The organism is Oceanobacillus sp. FSL K6-2867 (genome assembly GCF_037963145.1).
Classification (GTDB): Bacteria; Bacillota; Bacilli; order Bacillales; family Amphibacillaceae; genus Oceanobacillus.
This window is the reverse complement of the sequence record NZ_CP150144.1, coordinates 3,103,280-3,123,122: the sequence shown is the minus strand read 5'-3', so window position 1 is coordinate 3,123,122 and position 19,843 is coordinate 3,103,280. Positions and strand designations below refer to the sequence as shown.

At 35.2% G+C, this 19,843-nt stretch carries 19 protein-coding genes, 1 pseudogene and 1 riboswitch; of the genes and pseudogenes, 6 read left to right on the top strand and 14 right to left on the bottom strand.

Going from position 1 to position 19,843, the window contains the following annotated elements; genetic code table 11:
- Position 1: 1 nt before the first annotated feature.
- Genes NSQ77_RS15150 through NSQ77_RS15130 form a run of 5 tightly spaced genes read right to left on the bottom strand, consistent with a single transcriptional unit; the run spans position 2 to position 4,966 of the window.
- Positions 2–1,498, bottom strand: a complete 1,497-nt coding sequence (locus NSQ77_RS15150) for a tripartite tricarboxylate transporter permease (protein WP_339226878.1) — start codon at positions 1,496–1,498, stop codon at positions 2–4.
- Between the two features lie 18 nt (positions 1,499–1,516).
- A complete protein-coding gene (locus tag NSQ77_RS15145) occupies positions 1,517–1,948 on the bottom strand; it encodes a tripartite tricarboxylate transporter TctB family protein (RefSeq protein ID WP_339226877.1) in 432 nt (143 codons plus the stop codon).
- A 39-nt stretch (positions 1,949–1,987) separates the two neighbouring features.
- Positions 1,988–2,980 (bottom strand): tripartite tricarboxylate transporter substrate-binding protein, encoded by a 993-nt coding sequence (locus NSQ77_RS15140; RefSeq protein WP_339226876.1) that lies wholly within the window; start codon positions 2,978–2,980, stop codon positions 1,988–1,990.
- A 17-nt stretch (positions 2,981–2,997) separates the two neighbouring features.
- A complete protein-coding gene (locus tag NSQ77_RS15135; RefSeq protein ID WP_339226875.1) occupies positions 2,998–4,008 on the bottom strand; it encodes a LacI family DNA-binding transcriptional regulator in 1,011 nt (336 codons plus the stop codon).
- A 49-nt stretch (positions 4,009–4,057) separates the two neighbouring features.
- Positions 4,058–4,966: a dihydrodipicolinate synthase family protein gene (locus tag NSQ77_RS15130; RefSeq protein ID WP_339226874.1), complete on the bottom strand. Its 909-nt coding sequence runs from the start codon at positions 4,964–4,966 to the stop codon at positions 4,058–4,060.
- A gap of 336 nt (positions 4,967–5,302) precedes the next feature.
- Between NSQ77_RS15130 and NSQ77_RS15125 the strand changes: the two genes are divergently transcribed.
- The 4 genes from NSQ77_RS15125 to NSQ77_RS15110 all read left to right on the top strand — a co-directional run bounded on the left by NSQ77_RS15125 (position 5,303) and on the right by NSQ77_RS15110 (position 8,573).
- On the top strand, positions 5,303–5,548 hold the full coding sequence (locus NSQ77_RS15125) for a DNA alkylation repair protein (RefSeq protein WP_339226873.1): 246 nt from the start codon (positions 5,303–5,305) through the stop codon (positions 5,546–5,548).
- Between the two features lie 232 nt (positions 5,549–5,780).
- Positions 5,781–5,880: riboswitch (TPP riboswitch) on the top strand.
- A gap of 122 nt (positions 5,881–6,002) precedes the next feature.
- The gene (locus NSQ77_RS15120) at positions 6,003–6,755 is read left to right on the top strand and encodes a 3-oxoacyl-ACP reductase (RefSeq protein ID WP_339226872.1); all 753 of its coding nucleotides are present in this window, start codon (positions 6,003–6,005) and stop codon (positions 6,753–6,755) included.
- A gap of 82 nt (positions 6,756–6,837) precedes the next feature.
- Positions 6,838–8,148, top strand: coding sequence for an LLM class flavin-dependent oxidoreductase (locus NSQ77_RS15115; RefSeq protein ID WP_339226871.1), 1,311 nt, complete (start codon positions 6,838–6,840; stop codon positions 8,146–8,148).
- Positions 8,149–8,405: 257 nt separating this feature from the next.
- Complete coding sequence (locus tag NSQ77_RS15110; protein WP_339226870.1) at positions 8,406–8,573, top strand: hypothetical protein; 168 nt, start codon at positions 8,406–8,408, stop codon at positions 8,571–8,573.
- A gap of 465 nt (positions 8,574–9,038) precedes the next feature.
- Here the strand turns inward: NSQ77_RS15110 and NSQ77_RS15105 are convergent, their stop codons facing one another.
- On the bottom strand, positions 9,039–9,440 hold the full coding sequence (locus NSQ77_RS15105; RefSeq protein WP_339226869.1) for a hypothetical protein: 402 nt from the start codon (positions 9,438–9,440) through the stop codon (positions 9,039–9,041).
- Positions 9,441–9,770: 330 nt separating this feature from the next.
- Here NSQ77_RS15105 and NSQ77_RS15100 point away from each other — a divergent pair, with 330 nt between their 5' ends.
- Complete coding sequence (locus NSQ77_RS15100; protein ID WP_339226868.1) at positions 9,771–11,099, top strand: NAD(P)/FAD-dependent oxidoreductase; 1,329 nt, start codon at positions 9,771–9,773, stop codon at positions 11,097–11,099.
- Between the two features lie 199 nt (positions 11,100–11,298).
- Here the strand turns inward: NSQ77_RS15100 and NSQ77_RS15095 are convergent, their stop codons facing one another.
- Positions 11,299–11,448 carry an aspartyl-phosphate phosphatase Spo0E family protein gene (locus NSQ77_RS15095; RefSeq protein ID WP_339226866.1) on the bottom strand — a complete coding sequence of 50 codons (150 nt, stop codon included), beginning with the start codon at positions 11,446–11,448 and terminating at the stop codon, positions 11,299–11,301.
- A gap of 231 nt (positions 11,449–11,679) precedes the next feature.
- On the opposite strand from NSQ77_RS15095, the gene NSQ77_RS15090 reads away from it, so the two are divergent.
- Positions 11,680–12,249, top strand: coding sequence for a helix-turn-helix domain-containing protein (locus NSQ77_RS15090; RefSeq protein WP_339226865.1), 570 nt, complete (start codon positions 11,680–11,682; stop codon positions 12,247–12,249).
- Between the two features lie 399 nt (positions 12,250–12,648).
- Here the strand turns inward: NSQ77_RS15090 and NSQ77_RS15085 are convergent, their stop codons facing one another.
- The 7 genes and pseudogenes from NSQ77_RS15085 to NSQ77_RS15055 all read right to left on the bottom strand — a co-directional run bounded on the left by NSQ77_RS15085 (position 12,649) and on the right by NSQ77_RS15055 (position 19,822).
- Positions 12,649–13,017: a zinc-binding dehydrogenase gene (locus NSQ77_RS15085; protein WP_339231025.1), complete on the bottom strand. Its 369-nt coding sequence runs from the start codon at positions 13,015–13,017 to the stop codon at positions 12,649–12,651.
- Positions 13,013–13,579: pseudogene (locus NSQ77_RS15080) on the bottom strand (alcohol dehydrogenase catalytic domain-containing protein). Before NSQ77_RS15080 ends, NSQ77_RS15085 begins: the two are co-directional and overlap by 5 nt.
- A gap of 1,044 nt (positions 13,580–14,623) precedes the next feature.
- Positions 14,624–16,048: an aldehyde dehydrogenase family protein gene (locus NSQ77_RS15075; RefSeq protein WP_339226864.1), complete on the bottom strand. Its 1,425-nt coding sequence runs from the start codon at positions 16,046–16,048 to the stop codon at positions 14,624–14,626.
- Positions 16,049–16,124: 76 nt separating this feature from the next.
- Positions 16,125–17,081 (bottom strand): transketolase family protein, encoded by a 957-nt coding sequence (locus tag NSQ77_RS15070; RefSeq protein ID WP_339226862.1) that lies wholly within the window; start codon positions 17,079–17,081, stop codon positions 16,125–16,127.
- Positions 17,081–17,935 (bottom strand): transketolase, encoded by an 855-nt coding sequence (locus NSQ77_RS15065; RefSeq protein WP_339226860.1) that lies wholly within the window; start codon positions 17,933–17,935, stop codon positions 17,081–17,083. The genes NSQ77_RS15070 and NSQ77_RS15065 overlap by 1 nt, the downstream gene beginning before the upstream one ends.
- 99 nt (positions 17,936–18,034) lie before the next feature.
- Positions 18,035–18,796: a glucose 1-dehydrogenase gene (locus NSQ77_RS15060; protein WP_339226859.1), complete on the bottom strand. Its 762-nt coding sequence runs from the start codon at positions 18,794–18,796 to the stop codon at positions 18,035–18,037.
- Positions 18,797–18,817: 21 nt separating this feature from the next.
- Positions 18,818–19,822, bottom strand: coding sequence for an alcohol dehydrogenase catalytic domain-containing protein (locus NSQ77_RS15055; protein ID WP_339226858.1), 1,005 nt, complete (start codon positions 19,820–19,822; stop codon positions 18,818–18,820).
- Between the last annotated feature and the right edge of the window lie 21 nt (positions 19,823–19,843).

Here is a 19,843-nt window from a genome sequence, read left to right as displayed (position 1 = left end):
CCTAAGCATTTTGTTTTCTTTTACTAAAGAAACTTCGAATAATTGGAATACCTAATGATAAAACGGAAATACCAATTAAGATCATGGCGATTGGACTTGTATAGAATACAGCAAGAGGTTGATCTCCCCCCATTACTAATGCTCTCCGCAGATTCGATTCAGCCATCGGTCCTAATAAAAGTCCAAGAATTAAAGGTCCTAGTGGGTAATCTAATTTTCTAAAAATCAAACCTACTATTCCACTAACTAGTACAATCCATACGTCAAAATAAGAGTTATTAAGAGCAAAGGCACCAATAATACTAAATAGAATAACAGAAATCCATATATATTCCTGTTTGATAAGTATAATACGAGAAAATAGATTAGCACCTAATAAACCTACTACAATCACAAGAATATTAGCTAATAATAGTAAGCCAATAATGAGAAATACAATATCTGGACTTTCTACAAATAAATTTGGTCCTGGTTGCATTCCATACATCATTAAAGCACCAATTAAAATCGCTGTGACAGAATCGCCTGGAAGGCCAAGTGTAAGCATGGTCGTAAAAGCTCCACCGATAACACCATTATTAGCAGAAGTAGTTGCCGCAAGCCCTCCCAATGAACCCTTTCCATATTCTTCTTTTTTCTTTCCCTTTGTAAATCGCTTACTTTGTTCCCAGGTAATGATAGAGGCAATATCACCACCTGCTCCTGGAATTGCTCCAATGATAGGAGAAAGAATCGCAGAAATAGCAAACGGCTTTCGCATTTCTTTTCTTTCCTCTTTATTTGGAAGAATTCTTCCAACTTTCTTTTTAGTATTCTTTTTATTTGCAGCAAATTTATCCCCTTTTGTAAGGAATTGATAAAAAACCTCACCCAAACCAAACAATCCTATCATAATTGGAATGAAGGAAACCCCCTCATATAATCCGCTCAGTTCATAGGTAAACCGTGGTGTACTTGTAATTGGGTCAAGTCCAATGGTTGCAATGAATAAACCAATGAAACCACTAATAAGTCCTTTTGATATCGATTTACCAGAAACACTAATAATCATCGATAAGCCGAAAAATGCAAGAGCAAAATATTCAACAGCACCGAACCGGAGAGCAAAACTAGACAGCGGTTGAGCAAGAAGCATTAGAAAGATAACACTAATAATTCCACCTAATCCCGAATAGATAGCATTAATCCCTAAAGCAATACCGGCTTTACCTTGTTTGGTTAATGGATATCCTTCAAACGTGGTCACCATAGATGCCGGTGTTCCAGGGGTATTAACCAATATTGCAGGAATTCCCCCGGCAAAAATAGCAACACAGTAAATAGAAATCAGCATTGCTAACCCCTGTTCAGGAGGTAACCAAAATGTCAAAGGAGTAAGAATTGCGACACCCATGGTTGCACTTAATCCGGGAAGTGCTCCTATGAATAGTCCCACAACACCGCCTATAAGCATAAACAGCAGAGTACCTGGTGCGAATAACTGAGCAATAATTTCCATAAGAAACCACTCCCCTTTCTAAATCATAATATTAAAACCTTCTTTAAAGATGATGTACACAACCACACTCAATCCCACTGATGCTAATACGGAAGGGAAAAAAGGCAGCCTCAATATTAAACATAATAAGAACAACGAAATACTAGCATTAATGATAAATGGTACAACCCCTAATAAACTAATAAATAATATAACAACTGCAATAAAAATCACTAGTCTGATAGAATTTGGCCACATACTTTTCGGAACCATCGGGCTATTTTCTAGTCTAAAGCTTTTTACTAACTCGAACAGTTGTGTAATAATAATCAATGCTAATATAACTCGAGGGAAAAACGCTGGACCAATACCATCTTGAGCAAACATTGTTGTGAATTGATAAGTTTCTGAAAATAGAAATCCACAAATCCCGATAATAGCAATACTAAACATCAAATTTGCAGCTCTCATAACCTTTCCTCCCTTCAGACCAAGTAAGAGATTTAATTCTTATTCAAATTCGATTGTAGGAATTAACTCACTATAGAAATCATATTGATCTTTTGCAAATTCCTGGAACTCATCTCCTGGTTTATAGTCAGGGTTCATCCCTCTATCTTCTAATAGTTTTTGGAATGCATCACTATTATATGCTGTTTCAAAAGCAGCTTTTAATGCTTCTAATACATCCTCTGGAATTTCCTTTGGAGCAACAAAACCACCCCATCCTCCAAGGTTTATATCATACCCTAATTCCTGTAATGTAGGAGAATCGGGAGCATTTACATCACGTTCTTCACTCATAACAGCAAGCACTTTAAGATCCCCACTTTCAATACCAGAAATTGCTTCAGATGGACTAACTGTAACAGCATCAATATGACCACCCATTAAAGCGGTTACAGCTGGTGCAGCACCATCATATGGAACATGTCCAATTTCTATGTCCGCTTCTCCAGCAAATGCTGCAGCTGCAATATGCCAAATGGATCCAGTACCTGAGTTACCTATTTTGATTTCTCCAGGATTTTCTTTTGCATGTTCAACAAATTCTTCAACTGAATTATAAGGAGCATCTCCGCTAACAATAATTCCAGCAGGGATTGTCATTAATTGACCTAATGCTGCATAATCTTCAGGACTTATTTCTGCTAATCCCAGACTTTCCAACATTGCTAATTCAACTGGTACATAGCCGATTGTGTATCCATCTGGGTTGGCATCTTTAACGGAAAGTAAACCAGTTGCACCAGAGCCTCCAGTTTTATTTGTTATAACAACTGGTACACCAAGTTCCTTTTCCATTTCTGTTGCAATCGTACGAGAAACTAAGTCAGATGCTCCACCAGCAGCAAAAGGAACGACTACTTCAATTTGGTCTTCAGGAAAACTTGAACCTGTCTCTTGATCAGCAGAGCTTCCCGCTTTACTGTCTGAATTACCACAAGCAGCTAAGAAAAGAACTAAACTAGAAATTAAGAAGAACGAAATAAACTTTTTCATAGATATTTACCTCCAATTTAAGTAATTTTTCGACACGATTGACCTTCTACTAAAGTTGGTCTAATAACAATCTTTTTTTCAGGAAATCTTTTATCTAACATTAAGCGATTTTTTAACATAATAGATGCTTCAATTCCAATTCTACTTATATGTTGTGTCATTAAAGTTAGTTTGGGAACAAATAATTCCCACTGTTTCTGATCCCCAAATGCGATAATAGAGACTTCATTTGGAATATGAACACCATAATCTCTTAATGCTTTTAAAACTCCTATAGTCATAGTATTATTACAAGAATAGATTGCAGTAGGAGCATCTGGAAGCCGCATTAATTCCATTGTTGCTCTATATGCTAATTCTTCTTTAAAGTTCGTCTCCTTTATTAATGTTAGATCCGAATCTAAATTGAAATGTTTTATTGCATCCATGGCTCCTTGGTATCTATCTCGTCCAATTGAATTTCTTGTATGTCCATATATAATGCCTATACGTTTGTGCCCAAGTTCGGAAAGATATCTAACACTTTCAAACGATCCATAATAATTATCGTCTACAATTAAATCAGTCTCTACATTTTCAATTTCCCTATCAACAGAAATAACTGGAATATTTGATTTTTTTATACTTTGGAACACATCCTGATTTCCACCTGTAGGAATAACAACAATAGCAGCGACTTGCTGTTCTATAATAATTTGTAGGGCAGCATTCTCTGTTCCTTCTTCATCACTGTGACTTACAAGGATCATATGAAAACCCAAACCACGAATCGTTTTTTCAACTTCTTTTGCAATTGACATTAAATAAGGATTCGAAATATCGGATATGAGAACCGCAACCTTATTAGACTTCGAAGACTTTAAACTTCTTGCATTTGCATTTACTTTATATCCTAAGCGTTTTATAGATTCCACCACTTTAGCACGTGAGTCTTTTCCAATGTATCCTTTATTATTGATGACCTTTGACACGGTACTAATGGAAACTCCTGCATCTTTTGCAACATCTTTTATCGTAATTTTCTTCATTAACTTCCGCCTCCGTAACATCATTCTTCCATACAGAATAACGGAAAGGCTATCGGATTACCAAAGGAATGTTTAACTTCCACCCATCGAGTTTTTCAATCAGTTCTTTTTCCTCCTGACTGCCGATATCTAATTGAGGTGCTTTAACAGAACCTGCTTGGATTCCCCTATATTCAATAGCCTTTTTAAAATAAGACATATTAGAACCACCTTTTAATAATGTAATTAACTTGTCTGCATGTCTTTGTAATTCTCTTGCCCTATCTAATTCTTTATTTTGATAAGCTTTGTATATCTCAACAAATGGTTCTGGGAAAACACAGGAAACACCTGAAACCACACCATCACATCCCAGTGCCAACGCAGGTAAGAATAAGGAATCTGCACCGGTTAATGCGGAAAATCCATCATTTCCAACAGCTAAGTAATCTTTTAACATCACAAAATCAGGATAACTATATTTAATTCCTATTATATTTTCATATTTTTCTACTAATTTTTTTACAACTGGGATGGATAACTCATTTCCTGATAGCTGAGGAATACTATATAGATAAATAGGGAAATCACTTGGTAGTTTCTTTGAAACTGTTGCATAATATTCTTCAATTTCATAATCATTTGCGCTAAAGAATGCAGGTGTAACGACACCAATACCATCTGCTCCAGCTTCATATGCATGCTGGGCCAAATCAATTGTATCTCTTTGATTCATAGCACCAACATGGATAAAAACATTCACCCTATTATTCGCTGTTTGAATAACCGCTTCAGCAACCCTTTTCCTCTCAGATACCGAAAGCTTAAACATTTCTCCTGTTGTTCCTAATGGGTAAAGACAATCAACACCCTTATCAATTAAAAAATTCGTTAATTCCTTCGTGCCTTCTAGGTTGATTTCTCCATTTTCATACATCGGAGTTATCATTGCTGTAGTAACACCATACAGTTTTTTCATTTCGCCCCTCCTATACATAGTAAAACGTTTTATTATATATACTTAAATATCTTATATTTAACCCCTATAATCTATGTTAAATGCATGATAATATAGTAAAACGTTTTATCATATTATAATATGAATGCGTTTACTTTTCAATAGGAATTTTTAATTTTTATCAATAAATACGAAAAGAGTAAATTGTTCCATATTAAAGTTTTAGAAGCTCATTAACCAAAACAAAACTCCCCAAACAAACAGTTTCCCGAATAATAAAAAGCAAATAGGCCACAATAAACATGAAAATCAGAAAATGACCGTCATCACTAAAAGACATATGGAGGTGCAATACGGATGAAGCCATACCGTTGTCCAAATTGCAAAACAAATAAATCCCGCTTTAATCTCATTGAGCAAATCGCAATACCTGTTAAACTAGATGCAAAAACTGGAGAATTACTGGAAAGTTATACAGATGAGAATACAGAAATGTTCCATCAGATGTATAAGGGGCCAAAATACCGTATTCAATGTGGAATATGTGGTTTGATAGATAATGAAAATACATTTGAACAATTTGCTAAATATGAAGGTTTTTAAAATTAAGGATCCAAATGATTTCATTGTTATGAACTCTAATTTAAACTAACCTTTTAAGAAACCTAAACTTGTTAATTAATGATCGATTATAAATATGAATCCATTATGATTAAGAGTATAAATTGAATAAAAAAACAATCACGTTTTATAGCAAAAATCATAAAATTATGTTAACCAGCCCTATTCCCTTGACATAAATTTCTTAAGATTATAACATTGAATATAACTTAATTATATGCACTAGGGGTGTTATTTAACTGAGATGAGTATTACTCAAACCCTTTGAACCTGAACTAGTTGAAACTAGCGTAGGAAAGTGTAAACTCTAAATACATACTTAAAGAACGTTTATGCCTTATTTTTAATATGTAGTTATTTGTTTTTACGCAGCTTTCCTATGGGATGGTTGCGTATTTTTATTTTATCTATCATTTTATTAATAGGAGTTGTTAGGATGACTAGAACAGTATTAGTAACAGGAAGCAGCAGAGGGTTAGGGGCAACTATTGTAAAGACATTGGCACAGCAAGGATTTCAAGTGGTTATCAACTACTATCAAAGCAAAGAAGCTGCTGAGAAGCTCGTTTCTGAGATTGGTGAAGAGAATGCTATTGCAATTCAGGCTGATGTAACAAATCGTAAAGAAGTAGATGAATTGATAAAAAAAGCAACGGAATATTTTGGCCAAATAGATGTTGTCGTCAATAATGCATTGGTAGATTTCAAGTTTGATCCAACCAAACAAAAATCCTTCACAGAACTTACATGGGATGATTATCAAAAACAACTAGATGGTACGTTAAAAGCAGCTTTTAATGTAATTCAAAGCGTCATCCCCCAATTTATTGAACGGCAAAATGGAAGTATTATAAGCATCGGTACAAATTTATATCAAAATCCTGTTGTACCCTATCACGAATATACAACAGCTAAAGCTGGGTTAATAGGTTTTACACGGAATATCGCTTCCGAATTAGGTGTATATGGTATAAAAGCGAATGTAGTTTCAGGTGGATTATTAAAAACAACTAACGCGAGTGCCGTTACAACACCAGAAGTATTCGATTTAATTGCTCAATCAACGCCATTGAAGAAAGTGACTACACCTCAAGATGTAGCCAATATGGTCGCTTATTTATCTTCGGAAAATGCAGACGGTATTACAGGTCAAAATTTCACAATAGACGGCGGTTTGACAATGAACTAATAGCTTAAAATACGATAGCTGATCCTTCAAAAACGGAATATACAAGACAGTTAATAATGATGTATGTTGAGGTGCAAATAAAATGACAAAAACGAAAGAAAGACAACTGCATTTAGGTATTTTGCTGTATGGTTGTGGACACCATCAAGCTGCTTGGTTAATGCCTGACTCAAGCGTTGAACATATTGGGGATATTTCTTATTATCAATCTTTAGCACAAGTAGCGGAAAAAGGTTATTTTGACGCAGTATTTTTTGCTGATAATCAATCATTTCCAGCTAAAAATGCCAGTGATATGCCAGCATTTTGGTTTGATCCAGTAGTCAATTTAACAGCTATTTCGCAAGTGACAAATCATGTTGGATTAGTTGCAACAATTTCAAGCACTTTTTCTAATCCTTTCACAGCTTCACGACAGCTCTTAAGTTTAGACCATATTACAAAAGGGCGAGTTGGCTGGAATCTCGTTACCTCCATGACTGATTTTGAGGCGATGAATCATAGTATGGAAGAACTGCCACCTCGTGACAAACGTTATGAAAAGGCAGATGAATTCGCTGCTTTAATGAACAAGTTATTTCTTTCATGGGACAATAATGCGTTTCTGCATCATCGAGAAGAAAGGAAATTGATAAATCCATCAAACATTCAGCCTTTTCATCACGATGGTACGTATTTTAAAGTGCATGGCCCATCCACCACACCCAAAAGTCCGCAAGGCAAACCAGTATCCATGCAAGCGGGAGCATCTAAACAAGGCATTGCATTAGCCGCAAAATATGCCGATGCAGTCTATTCCGTGTCGTGGAACTTAAAGCAAGCAAAAAGTTTTCGTAAAAAATTAGATGAACAAGTTAAACAAAGCGAAGACAGCAATAGACATATTAAAGTATTCCCTGGCCTAGTCACTTATGTAGGGCATACGCGTGAGGAAGCTTTAGGCAAAAAAGCAGCATTAGATGAGCAATTACCTATCGAAACTGCTTTAAAACAGTTGAGTTTCTTTATTCAGCAGGACTGTTCAAATTGGGAAATTGATAAAGCAGTACCTCCATTACCTCCAGTAGAAGAATTTACTGGTCCAGTTGGACGTTACGAAACAATACTGGAAATTATTCATGATACACAACCTACAGTAAAAGAATTACTAGGTTATCTTAGTGCAGGCGGTGGACATCATACATTGATAGGTACACCCGAAGACATTGTGGATCAGATGGAGGTCTGGTTTGAAGCTGGTGTTGCTGACGGATTTAATCTTATGCCTCCTACATTACCAGGCAGTTTAGAAGACTTTGTGGAACTGATTGTTCCTGAAATGCAAAGAAGAGGTCTCTTCAGAAAGAATTATGAAGGTCACACCTTCCGTGAACATTTAGGATTAACAAAATAATTAAATTGGACTTACGTTATTATACTTTGCATCTTCACCATTATGTTTGTATAGTTTATTAGCAAAGGGAATTTCATAGGCAGATCAACCTTTCTCAATGATCTTTTCAATTGCACGATTGAGATTTCAGATGAGAGTGGAAATAACAGTGTTCATTACCAAGGGAAAGAACGATTGCGTAACAATAAACCGTTGCAGCTGGTACATTTGTGAAAAAAGAGCGCTAACAAGACAATTCCTTTTGGAGGTAATAAGAATTGAAACGACAAACAAAAATTCATATTATCGGATGGATACTAGCTCTCATTCTAGGGTTCCTTAAATGGCAGTATCCAGCAGAAACTTCTCTTATAACTTCTGGACTCGGAGGACTGATCACTTTTCTATTGGTTGGAGTGTTAATCTTTTATCCTTTAAAAAATTAATCTAAAAGCGTTAATAAACCGACTTGAATTAATCAAGATTAAAGAGAAAACAACCTTAATAGGTTGGTAGTCTGTTGCTTTGCCATAGAGTAACTACTATATTAATTGAAAAATGGCCCACACCTTTTTTATGATGTGGGCCCACTTCTACGCAAGATCAATGGGGTCTAATTTAATAAAGTAGTAGAGTATACATTTACTAGAAGAACGGGTTTTATTATTCAGTATATTCACCCTATTACTATCGTTTGCTTTTTTCTCTAGTGCTTCAGCTTCTAGTATTTTTCCATGACTTGTTGAATTAAATCTATCCCCCCCTACAAATGCATCAGTTTATTAAATAGATACTTCTTCCTCTCGTGGACAAGACAACAAAATTCTGAAAACATATGTTAATTCTATATGAATAAAGCCAATGTTTTCTATTTAAGAAAACATTGGCTTTATTATTTCAATGTATATTAATTAATTCATCATTCCTGGATCAGCTGGTGCATGTTTCGTGTAGATTGCCTCTCCATCACTTTCACCATCAAATACAACTGGTACATTTGGTGAGAATAGGATTATATCTCCTGTTTCTGCAACGTGACGGTTGCCTTCTTCGTCACGGAGGACAAATTTCCCTTTTGTTACAACTTTGAATTCTAGTGTTTCATATAAGAAATCAAATGAATCTCCTGGCTTCATTGAGAACAAGCCGATTGTAAGTGGATTTAACGATTCCGTTATTGGGATATCTACAATTTCGCTGTTTACTCCTCGTTTGTCAATCATTTTACCTAAATCTAGTAATGGATATTTTTTTTCTAAATCTGCTACTTTAAAGATTTCAAATCCTGGTTTGCTAGCTAATGGTTTAGTCATGATTATCCTCCTATAATTTAATTATTGGTAAGTATTATTAAGCTATACTTAATAGATACTAGTATATATCTATTTTTTACATTGTACAGTATGGTCTTTTTAATCATATAGTATGATTATGCATACTATAATTTTTAAAGGTATATATTATATATATGCGTATAGTACATTTTTAAAAAAATCTATATGATTTTAAAATTCCTACTTTTCATTAAAATATTAATGTTTATAATATAAAGTATATTAAGTATAGCTTAACTAAGTTATACTTAATAGGAGGGAATATAAGCTATTCAATTTTTAAAAAATAATAAGAGGAGGATATTAAAAATGACAAGTACTAATTATGATGTAATCATTGTTGGAGCTGGATTTTCTGGAGTAACAGCATCAAGAGAGCTAAGTAATAGAGGGTTCAAAACGTTGGTCTTAGAGGGAAGAAATCGTATCGGTGGTCGAACTTGGACAGATAATCGATTGGGTAAGAACATTGAAATAGGTGGAACCTATGTTCATTGGAACCAGCCTCATATGTGGGCGGAACTTACACGCTATAACTTACAAGTAAGAGAAAGTCCAACAATGGAGAAAGCGTACTGGATTAAAGACGGTAAAGTGAAGTCCGGAACATATGAAGAATTGCAAGAAAAACACATGATTGGTATGGAAGAATTCTTAAAGGGTGGCCGAGATTACTTTCCTCGTCCATATAATCCTTTCTTTGACAATACTTTAGAGGAAGTCGATCATCTTTCTGTGGCAGATAGATTAAAAGCAGTAAAACCATTGGTAAGTAAAGATGTCTATAGTATACTAGAATCTACTTGGAGTGAATATACTAGTACGGATGACTTGGATCAACCTGGCTTGGCGCAAGCTTATCGATGGGCTGCCCTCACAGGTCATGATATGAATCAGTTTCAAGACACGTTTGAATTATTTAGTATTGAAACCGGTACTAAATCGCTAATCGAATCTATCGCCAATGATAGTAAAGCAGACTTGCAACTATCTACTCCTGTATCAGTAATTGAAAAGACAGATAAGGGTTATAAAGTGACTACCAGAAATGGAAGCGATTTCACAGCCAAATCTGTGATTGTTGCAGTACCAGTAAATGTAATTAATAATATTGAATTTAAGCCAGCTTTACCGGCTGAATTACGCCAATTCTCATCCGAAAAACAATCAAGCAGAGGGATAAAAGTATGGGCAAAAGTACGTGGACTTACGAGTTCAGTGAAATTGAAAGCGGGCCCAGAATATCCAGTGAACAGTGCTCATGCAGAATATATAGACGGAGATGAAGCTATCCTAATGGGCTTCGGTAACGATTCAACTCTGAATATGGAAGATCCTAAAGAAGTTGAGAAAGCATTTCGTCATTGGCTACCTGATATTGAAGTAATTGAAAGTGCTGGACATAATTGGGTAAAGGATGAGTTTTCTCAAGGAACATGGGGAGTATTAAAGAAAAATCAGTTATCAAAATATGTTAAAGAAGTTCCTAACACGGAAAACGGATTGTTCTTGGCTGGATCAGATTTCGCCAAAGGCTGGGTTGGTTATATGGATGGAGCTATTGAGACTGGAATAACTACTAGTAAACGTGTAGAAAAATATCTGCAAGAACAGGAACTAGCTTTGGCAAAAAATTAAATTAGATTGTCATGTAATATTAACTAAGGGAGCAAATAAATGAAAACGGTTTTATTATTACCTACAATCAGAATAATTTGTCTCCCTATAACATTTTAAGATCCAAAAGGTCTACTAAACTCTAAGGTTTAGTAGACCTTTTGATATTGCAGTATAATCCATCTATTAATAGTGTAATCATAGTGATGTTATGTGATGACTATGAAAGTTTTTGATATTCATTAATTAATTCATCTAATTCCATGCTGGATTCAATGACCACTGTAGAATTCAAATCATTATAATCACTCAATGAAATCATTATCTCTCTATATTCTTCAATTTTTTCTAATAAAGCCTCTTTAACCACGATAATTTTCCCCCTATTTTATTCACTCACGACCTATTAAGTGTGAGTTAATTAAGCTATAATTAATATAACATATATATTAATTCAAAAAAACATTTTTTGTTAATCCCCAACTCATAGCATAACCGATACTGTTTATTCAGCTAGCTTCCATTTAATCATGGTGTTTGGAGATATGAAATTTGTTATTATATATGCAGTCAATGTGTTTTACATTAAGGGGGGAAATAATTGGAAGAATATTCTCAAATAGAGATTGGTAAAAAAATTAGAGATATGCGATTGAATAAAAGTATTTCTATTAACAAGGTAAGTAAAAAAACTGGATTAACTCCTAGTTTTATTAGTCAATTTGAAAGAGGACTCACAAATGCTTCCATCGATTCTATTATTAAATTAGTTGATGCAATTGATGTTAAATTGACTATGCTTTTTAGTGACAATGTTAATCAGGAGAGCCAAAGTAAAAAACCAGTCATTATTCGAAAAAGCGAAAGACCTTCTTTATCCTCTGGATCAACAAATAATATGCTAGAATATTTACTGACACACCCTGATAGCAAATTAGAGGTATACCTTTCTAAGCTAAACCCTGGTGCATCAACTTCTAGTAAGTTTTCTAACAATGGAGTGGATGAATTTTTATTAATTCTAGAAGGGAAATTGGAAATTGAAGTGGAGAATGTAAATTATGTTCTAAGTGAAGGAGATACCATGACAATGGATGGTTCGCTATCAAAATCTTGGGAAAATAGTAGTGATTCTGTAACAACAATTCTATGGATATATAACAGAGCGTAATCCGCATTTCCCTGACGATACCCCAAAAAAACAATATGTAAAAAGTAGCTGATAAAGACGGATTCGGTAAGTCCTTTAAAGAAGAGACAGAACAATTTGATAAGCATATTCAACAAAAAAAGGAAAAACAGAATAATAAAGAACAGAAGGTAGAAAAAGAGAGCAAAAAAGATAGAGGTCTTTCATTATAAGTATTCCTTCCAGAAATTTTACAACCACCAGTTCGGTGGTTTTTTCTTTATAAGGCCTTCTTTAGTGATTCAAAGCATTGATATGGTGCACGAGATACAACTTAGAAGAAACCAAAGTTTCTTAAATAAGTGATAAAAACCCATTAGTGGGAGTGTAAACTAAACTGTGTAAGTAGAGAGCGTACAATTCTTACTTACACAGTTAATATTACAATCTCACTTCTTCATAATTCTTTCGTGTAATACCGTAACTCCCATTTATCGTTATTTCCCCGCGAACTACTTGATCCATTGCGACAGAGAACGCTGAATTATTAATACCGACCAATACAAGCTGCCCTCCCCTTTTTAAGAGTTTCGCAGCATTTGCTGGCACACTAGGATGAGCGAAGCAATCATTCACTGCATCATAACCTGAAAATGCCTCATCATTTAAATTGTCTTCCGGACTCATAAAAGTCTTTTTTGCTCCAATTTCTAGAGCTAAATGCAGCCGCTCCGCATCCATACTCGTTCCCAAAATATCTGCTTGCTGATTCCCTTTTCCAATTAAAATAGCTAAGACACCTAAATCAATTGGTCCTGGACCAACAACTGATCCTTTTATTCTCGAGTTCTGGTATTTTAATGGCAGCAGTATAGCTCACCGCTAATGTTTCTGAAATTGCTGTCACTTCATCAGAAATAGCATCTTCAATAACAATACAATTATCTGCCTTTTCTATCATATATTTCGCTAATCCACCCGCTTCACGAAATCGATAGCGTAAAGATTCAATAGGTACTTTCACTATTTTGTATGAGCTATTATCACAGCGATTTGTCTCACCCTTTTTACAGAAGTCACAAACGCCACAGCTTATCTAAGGATCAATCACGATTCGCTTAGAAAGGAAATCTTCTGATACATCTTGTCCAACCTCAATAATCGTTCCTGTTACTTCATGCCCTAATACTAAAGGATATGTAACCCATTCATAGCCCTTAGCGCCTTCATACATATGCAAATCACTGCCACATATACCGACAGCATTGACTTTGATTACACATTCATCTGGCTTTAATTCAGGCAGCTCCTGTTCTACAAAAGAAACATCATGTTTCTGATCTGATTTTTTAACAAATGCAATATTCTTCAAGACTCTCGCTCCTCTGACATTTTCATCATTGTACTGAGCTTTATCAATAATTGAATTTTATTTTCTAAATATCTATCAACATCAATTGCTTTCCAATCATAAAAACCTCTACCTGTTTTTATTCCTACCGCTTCATCTGCAACATGATTTTTCAGTATTTCTAGAGGCTCTTCCGTATTCTCCAGTGTCGGGTAAACATATTAATTAATTGCAAGATGTGTGTCTAATCCATTGATATCTCGCTGCTCAACTGGACCTGTAAATGGCAAACGCATTCCAATACTCCATTTCGAGATTGTATCGACATCTGCTGGATATTTTAATTAGACCTAATAAATAGAACGTGTGATAAATTGCATGAGCCAAAATTGGTATTGGGAGCCACTTGCCATTTATAATTGTATATAAACAGCAATAGTGCGGAAGGAAAAGGTTAATTTATATCGAATACATTTAAGAAGGAGTGGAAAAAATGCAATCAGTTATTGGCAATCTATGTTGCGGAGTTTGCCACCAAATAATTAATTTTAATGAGAATGTAGTTATCGATGAACTTTATACAGTGGTACACCTAAAATGTTTCCATCTTACCAGTGAGCGTACAATAGATAGCGGTAAATACGGGTACATAGCAAATAAGTACCTTATTTAGCCAATCATTATTGGATCGTTAGAATTTAATTCTATTGTTTGGTTTACATGGTTAGGTTGGGATCGTTATGAAAATGCTTGGCGGGTGTTATTTGGGTTGAGCAATAAGAAGGAAAATGATTTTATTTTGTTGGGAAAAGGTCTTGTCCATTTTGATATGCTCCCCCTAAGGTAGACAGATTAAAATATAAAAATCTGTTTTCCTTGAGGGAGTTTTTTATTTCCAAAAGAATATAAAACTAAGGCTGCTTAAACATTTTAATTATTTCCCCTGTCTACTTGAAATGGGGAAATCCATAGCCAGCGAGGTCTTTTTGGTTTTTATTTTATAGTCATATGCAATCTATTTTTTAGATTTACAGTCACATTATATATTTCATAATATTTACTTGACTATTCTAAATTAACTACTACTGTAATATCTTCTACTAATTCCTTAATAGCAAAAGCAGGACCTTCTTTTCCTAGACCACTCTCTTTTACTCCTCCATATGGCATTTGATCTATACGATAGCAACATGTATCGTTAATAATCACACCACCAACTTCTAATAAATAAGGTATTTTATATGTTAGTGCTAGATCTTTCGTATATATTCCAGCTTGTAAACCATATTTTGAATCATTTACCATATCAATTGCTTCTTCAATCGTATCATAAGGAATAACGGAAACAACTGGGGCAAATGTTTCCTCACGTAATACTTTCATGTCACCTGTCACATTAGTGAGTACCGTTGGATAAAAAATGTTGCCTTCACGTTTTCCACCAATTTCAATATTTGCACCTTGTAATTCTGCCTCTTTAACCCACGATTCAATACGTGCAACTTCTTTTCCACTAATCATCGGTCCTACATTCGTTTCAGGATCTAGTGGATCACCAACTTTTAATAAAGATACTTGGTGTAAGAACATTTCTAGAAATCTTTCCCTAATGGATTCCTGTACATAGATTCTTTGGACAGAAATACAAATTTGACCTGCATTGGCAAAAGCCATCTTTGCTAATTTACTAGCAGCTGCTTCAATATCACCATCATGATGAACGATTGTTGCAGAATTAGCGCCAAGTTCCAATGTTGCTTTTCTAAACCCAATGGTTTTTTGAATATGTTTGCCAACTTCTGGTGAGCCAGTAAAAGTATAATGTGCTATTCTCTCATCTTGTAGTAACTGTTCACCAACAACACTTCCACTGCCGACTAAACAGTGTAGATAACCCTTTGGAACACCCGCTTCAACTAAAATTTCACTTAGTTTTATAGTAGTGGTGGCTGTATCAGATGCTGGCTTAATAATAACTGGATTACCTGCTGCTAAAGCAGGTGCTACCTTATGTGACACAAGATTCAGCGGAAAATTAAATGGAGTTATTGCTACAACTACTCCAACTGGTTTCTTAACAGTATAAATAAATCGTCCTTCTGCATTATAATTGGGAATGATCTCCCCTACTAGTCTCTTGCTTTCTTCAGCAGCCATTTGGAAGGTTGAAACAGATCTTCTAACCTCTGTCCTCGCTTCAGTAATAGGTTTTCCTCCCTCTTGGGCAATAATTTTAGCTATTTCTTCAAGCTTTTCAAGAAGCAGTTCAGCAGTTTTCATTAAAACCTTATAACGTTGCTGCGGTGGAAAATTCTCTTTTTTATATGCTTTAAAAGCCCCCTCCACTGCTTTATCTACCATTTTTTCGTCAGCTTTTGATATTTCGGTAAAAAGTTCATTTGTATATTTGTTATAAATTTTATGGGTTTGATCAGTATCAATCCATTCCCCATCTATTAATAGCTTTTCTTTTACAAGACTAACAGTCATTCTCATTCCTCCATTCAAGTATCCTTTTCGTGGTTGTTACAACTAATAGATTATCTAAATTTAGTAATGGAAAATCTTACACCTTCTTTAATAAAGCTTGCTTTACAGTTTTAACAATACTATTAGGAGAAATTTCATATTTTTCTAGCATAGCGTCATTAGGGCCCGATTCTGAATTTCGGTCCTTCACCCCAACCCGAAGCATTGGCACAGGCTTTTCTTCTACAAGCACTTCAGCAACAGCACTACCTAATCCACCATAGATACTATGTTCCTCGGCAGTGACAATTAATCCAGTTTCTTCTGCAGATTTAATAATTGCATCTTTATCTAAAGGTTTTATTGTTGGCATATGGACTACTCTTGCTGAAATTCCTTCTTTCTCTAAAAGCTCTGCTGCTTCTAAAGAGCGGGATGTTTGCGTACCAGTCGATATAATAGTTACATCGGAACCCTCTTTTACTCTAATTGCTTTTCCTAATTGGAATTCATAGTGTTCATCAAAAATAACTGGATATGAATCTCTCGCGATACGCATGTAAACTGGACCTTGGTACTGGTGGGCAAACTCCATCATCTTCTCTACTTCTGTACTATCTGCCGGGGCAAGAACCACCATATTAGCTAGTGTACGAAAAATAGCAATATCTTCTAGGGATTGGTGAGTTTTACCTGTCAGACCAGTGAGGAGGCCACTGTATCCTCCAACCATTTTCACATTAAGATTCGGTTGAGCAATTTGAACCTGGATTTGATCTAATGAACGCTTAGATAGAAATGCTGCAAAAGTCGAAGCCCAAGGCTGAATACCAGTTGATGCTAATCCTGCTGCAACACTCATCATATTTTGTTCCGCAATTCCCATTTGTAAAAACTTAGAAGAATTTCCTTTAGCGACTATATCCACCTTCGTTGAATTTGCTAAATCTCCATCTAACACATATACATTTTCATCCTTTAAGGATAACTCCAATAACTTCTCACCAAATATATCTCGCATAGACTTTTTGGCATTTGATAATACTGTGCTCATCATAAAGCCTCCTTTTCAAGTTCATTAATCGCTCGTTGTAACTCTTCATCTGTTGGTACCCTTGAATGCCATAGATAGTCATTTTCCATAAAGGAAACTCCCTTGCCTTTAACTGTATTCGCAATAATAATGGATGGTTGATTCTTTACCGACTTTATTTTTTCAAATGCCTGTGAAATCTCTTTATGACTATGTCCATCAATATAAACTACATTCCAACCAAATGCTCTCCAACGACCTTCAGGATTAAATATAGGAATCTCTCTTTCATTCCCTTTTCCAGGCCAGCCAAACTGTTGCAATTTATTATAATCAAGAATAGCTACAAGATTATCAAGTTTACATTTAGATGCAAGATCAGCAGCTTCCCAAACTTGACCTTCTTGGGATTCTCCATCACCAAGGACACAATAAGTTTTAAATGATTTTCCTTTTAGTTTTGCTCCTAAGGCTATACCAACCGCAGCGGAGATACCCATTCCAAGTGAACCTGTAGACATGTCTAATCCAGGTAAAGTTTTCATATCGGGGTGTCCCTGCAGCCTTGAGTTTAAAGCATCGAATGTCTTCAATTCATCAATTGGACAATACTCCCTTAAAGCCATAACAGAATACAGCGCTACTGCTGAATGACCTTTAGACAATACAAATCTATCTCGATCTTCTGCCTTTGGATCTTCGGCATTTACATTCATTTCATTAAAATATAAATTCACTAATATATCTACAGCAGACATCGGACCACCAATATGTCCTGCTCCTGCATGGTGAACGGTTTCCACTATTAACTTTCTTGCTTCAACTGATTTCTTTTGCAAAAAATCCAACTTTTCTTCTGTAAGTAAATTACTCATACTTTTTCCTCCTTTAGGTAAGCGCTTAACCAATGCGCAAAAAAATTTATTTTTATTATTTTGAGTTTGCCTTTTCATCGAAAAGGCAAACTCAATTTATTAAGCATTTACCAACCATCCCCCATCGACATACAATGTTTGTCCTGTCATAAACCGTGAAGCTTCAGAGGCCAGATAGATTGCCGCACCTTTTAAATCTTCTTCATTACCAGTTCTTTTCATTGGTGTCCGAATCATCATCCAATCCCGCTTTTTATCATCTTCAAAAACTGGAGTTGTCATCTTAGTGGAGAAATACCCAGGTCCAATTGCATTCACATTAATGCCATCTTCCGCAAATTCTACAGCCAATGCTTTTGTTAATTGAGAAACTCCACCCTTGCTTGCTGCATAAGCGGCCATATCTTTAAATCCTAATACACTTGAAAGGGAGGCAATATTGATAATTCTGCCAGATTTTTGTTTTTTCATGTAAGGAATGACAACTTGTGATGCTAACATCGTTCCTTTTAAGTTGACATTTATAACGTAGTCCCAATCATCTTCACTAAATTCTAAGAAAGAATTTCTTTTATTCAATCCCGCTGCGTTTACAAGAATATCAATTGAACCAAACTTATCATTTACTCTTTCAACAAATGATTTAAAGTCAGTTTGATTCTGAATATCAATAGCTTCGTAATAGCTTTCACTTGAGAAGCTTTCAATCTCCTTACAAGTCTCGATTAATTCTTTCTCATTTCTACTAGTAATCGAAACATTTGCCCCAGCTTCCGCTAATCCAAGAGCAATGAACTTCCCTAATCCACGTGCTCCTCCTGTTACAATTGCGTTTTTCCCATGTAAGTCAAAAAGTCTCATAATAACATTCTCCTTCTCTATTTATGCTAGTTGTAATATTGGTTTAAGCGTTTTCTGTGATAACGCATCTAAAAAAGCTTGACTTGCTTGGTTTAACGGATAAATACGTATAATTTTTGAAATTTCATTCTTGTATTGTTTAATCAATTCTAAAGAACGTCCATATTCATCACTTTTACAACTATACGTTGTTAATAGATTAACTTCATTTCTAACCAATATATTTAAGGGAAGATTAATATCCTTTTCATATAAAGCAACAAAAACAAATTTCCCACCTTTTTTTACACGCTGAATACCAGCTTCTACCCCTTTTTGGGAACCAGAACATTCAAAAAATACATCTACCTTTCTTTCTACAGGTGCTGATTCTGTTTCAACATACGTATCGAATTCAAATGATTCGGCATGTACTAGTCGATTTTCCTTATCTTGTGGAAGCCCAGCAATTGTTACCTTTGCTCCATTATGCTTGCAAATTAAACCTACTAAAAAACCTATTATCCCTGCACCTTGGATCCATACGTGATCCCCTTTTTTCACATGAGTGATTACTTCAACTGCATGTACGGCAACAGATACAGGTTCAGTTAAAGCGGCAAGTTCAGAAGGAACTTCCTCTACTACTGGTTGCAGAAGGTTTGCTTTACATCTAACAAACTGCGCCATTCCACCGTCCATATGAAGTCCAAGAACCTTAAAATTTTCACAAATATTCGATCGGTTGTTTTGGCAATTTTCACATTCCCCGCAGAAATTAATAGCTTCTGCTACTACACGTCTTTGAATTAGATGTTCATTTTCTTTTTCAAAAGTTTCTACTACTATTCCAACTACTTCATGTCCTAGAATGCGAGGCGCCTTTACGAATTCATATCCTTTTGAATTTTTATAAGCATGAAGGTCACTACCACAAACACCACAATACTCCACTTTTAACAAAACTTCCCCTGATGACAATTCTGGTGTTGGAACCTCTGCTACATTTAGATGCATTGTTTCCGATGTCTTAACAGCTGCTAACATCTACCTCTCTCCTCTTCTAGT

Coding starts and splice junctions, on each gene's coding strand:
- NSQ77_RS15105 (WP_339226869.1), bottom strand. CDS start 9,440: ATGACTAAACCATTAGCTAGCAAACCAGGATTTGAAATCTTTAAAGTA.
- NSQ77_RS15065 (WP_339226860.1), bottom strand. CDS start 17,935: ATGAGTAATTTACTTACAGAAGAAAAGTTGGATTTTTTGCAAAAGAAA.
- NSQ77_RS15120 (WP_339226872.1), top strand. CDS start 6,003: ATGACTAGAACAGTATTAGTAACAGGAAGCAGCAGAGGGTTAGGGGCA.
- NSQ77_RS15060 (WP_339226859.1), bottom strand. CDS start 18,796: ATGAGACTTTTTGACTTACATGGGAAAAACGCAATTGTAACAGGAGGA.
- NSQ77_RS15125 (WP_339226873.1), top strand. CDS start 5,303: ATGAAGCCATACCGTTGTCCAAATTGCAAAACAAATAAATCCCGCTTT.
- NSQ77_RS15100 (WP_339226868.1), top strand. CDS start 9,771: ATGACAAGTACTAATTATGATGTAATCATTGTTGGAGCTGGATTTTCT.
- NSQ77_RS15115 (WP_339226871.1), top strand. CDS start 6,838: ATGACAAAAACGAAAGAAAGACAACTGCATTTAGGTATTTTGCTGTAT.
- NSQ77_RS15070 (WP_339226862.1), bottom strand. CDS start 17,081: ATGAGCACAGTATTATCAAATGCCAAAAAGTCTATGCGAGATATATTT.
- NSQ77_RS15130 (WP_339226874.1), bottom strand. CDS start 4,966: ATGAAAAAACTGTATGGTGTTACTACAGCAATGATAACTCCGATGTAT.
- NSQ77_RS15150 (WP_339226878.1), bottom strand. CDS start 1,498: ATGGAAATTATTGCTCAGTTATTCGCACCAGGTACTCTGCTGTTTATG.
- NSQ77_RS15145 (WP_339226877.1), bottom strand. CDS start 1,948: ATGAGAGCTGCAAATTTGATGTTTAGTATTGCTATTATCGGGATTTGT.
- NSQ77_RS15055 (WP_339226858.1), bottom strand. CDS start 19,822: ATGTTAGCAGCTGTTAAGACATCGGAAACAATGCATCTAAATGTAGCA.
- NSQ77_RS15140 (WP_339226876.1), bottom strand. CDS start 2,980: ATGAAAAAGTTTATTTCGTTCTTCTTAATTTCTAGTTTAGTTCTTTTC.
- NSQ77_RS15135 (WP_339226875.1), bottom strand. CDS start 4,008: ATGAAGAAAATTACGATAAAAGATGTTGCAAAAGATGCAGGAGTTTCC.
- NSQ77_RS15075 (WP_339226864.1), bottom strand. CDS start 16,048: ATGACTGTTAGTCTTGTAAAAGAAAAGCTATTAATAGATGGGGAATGG.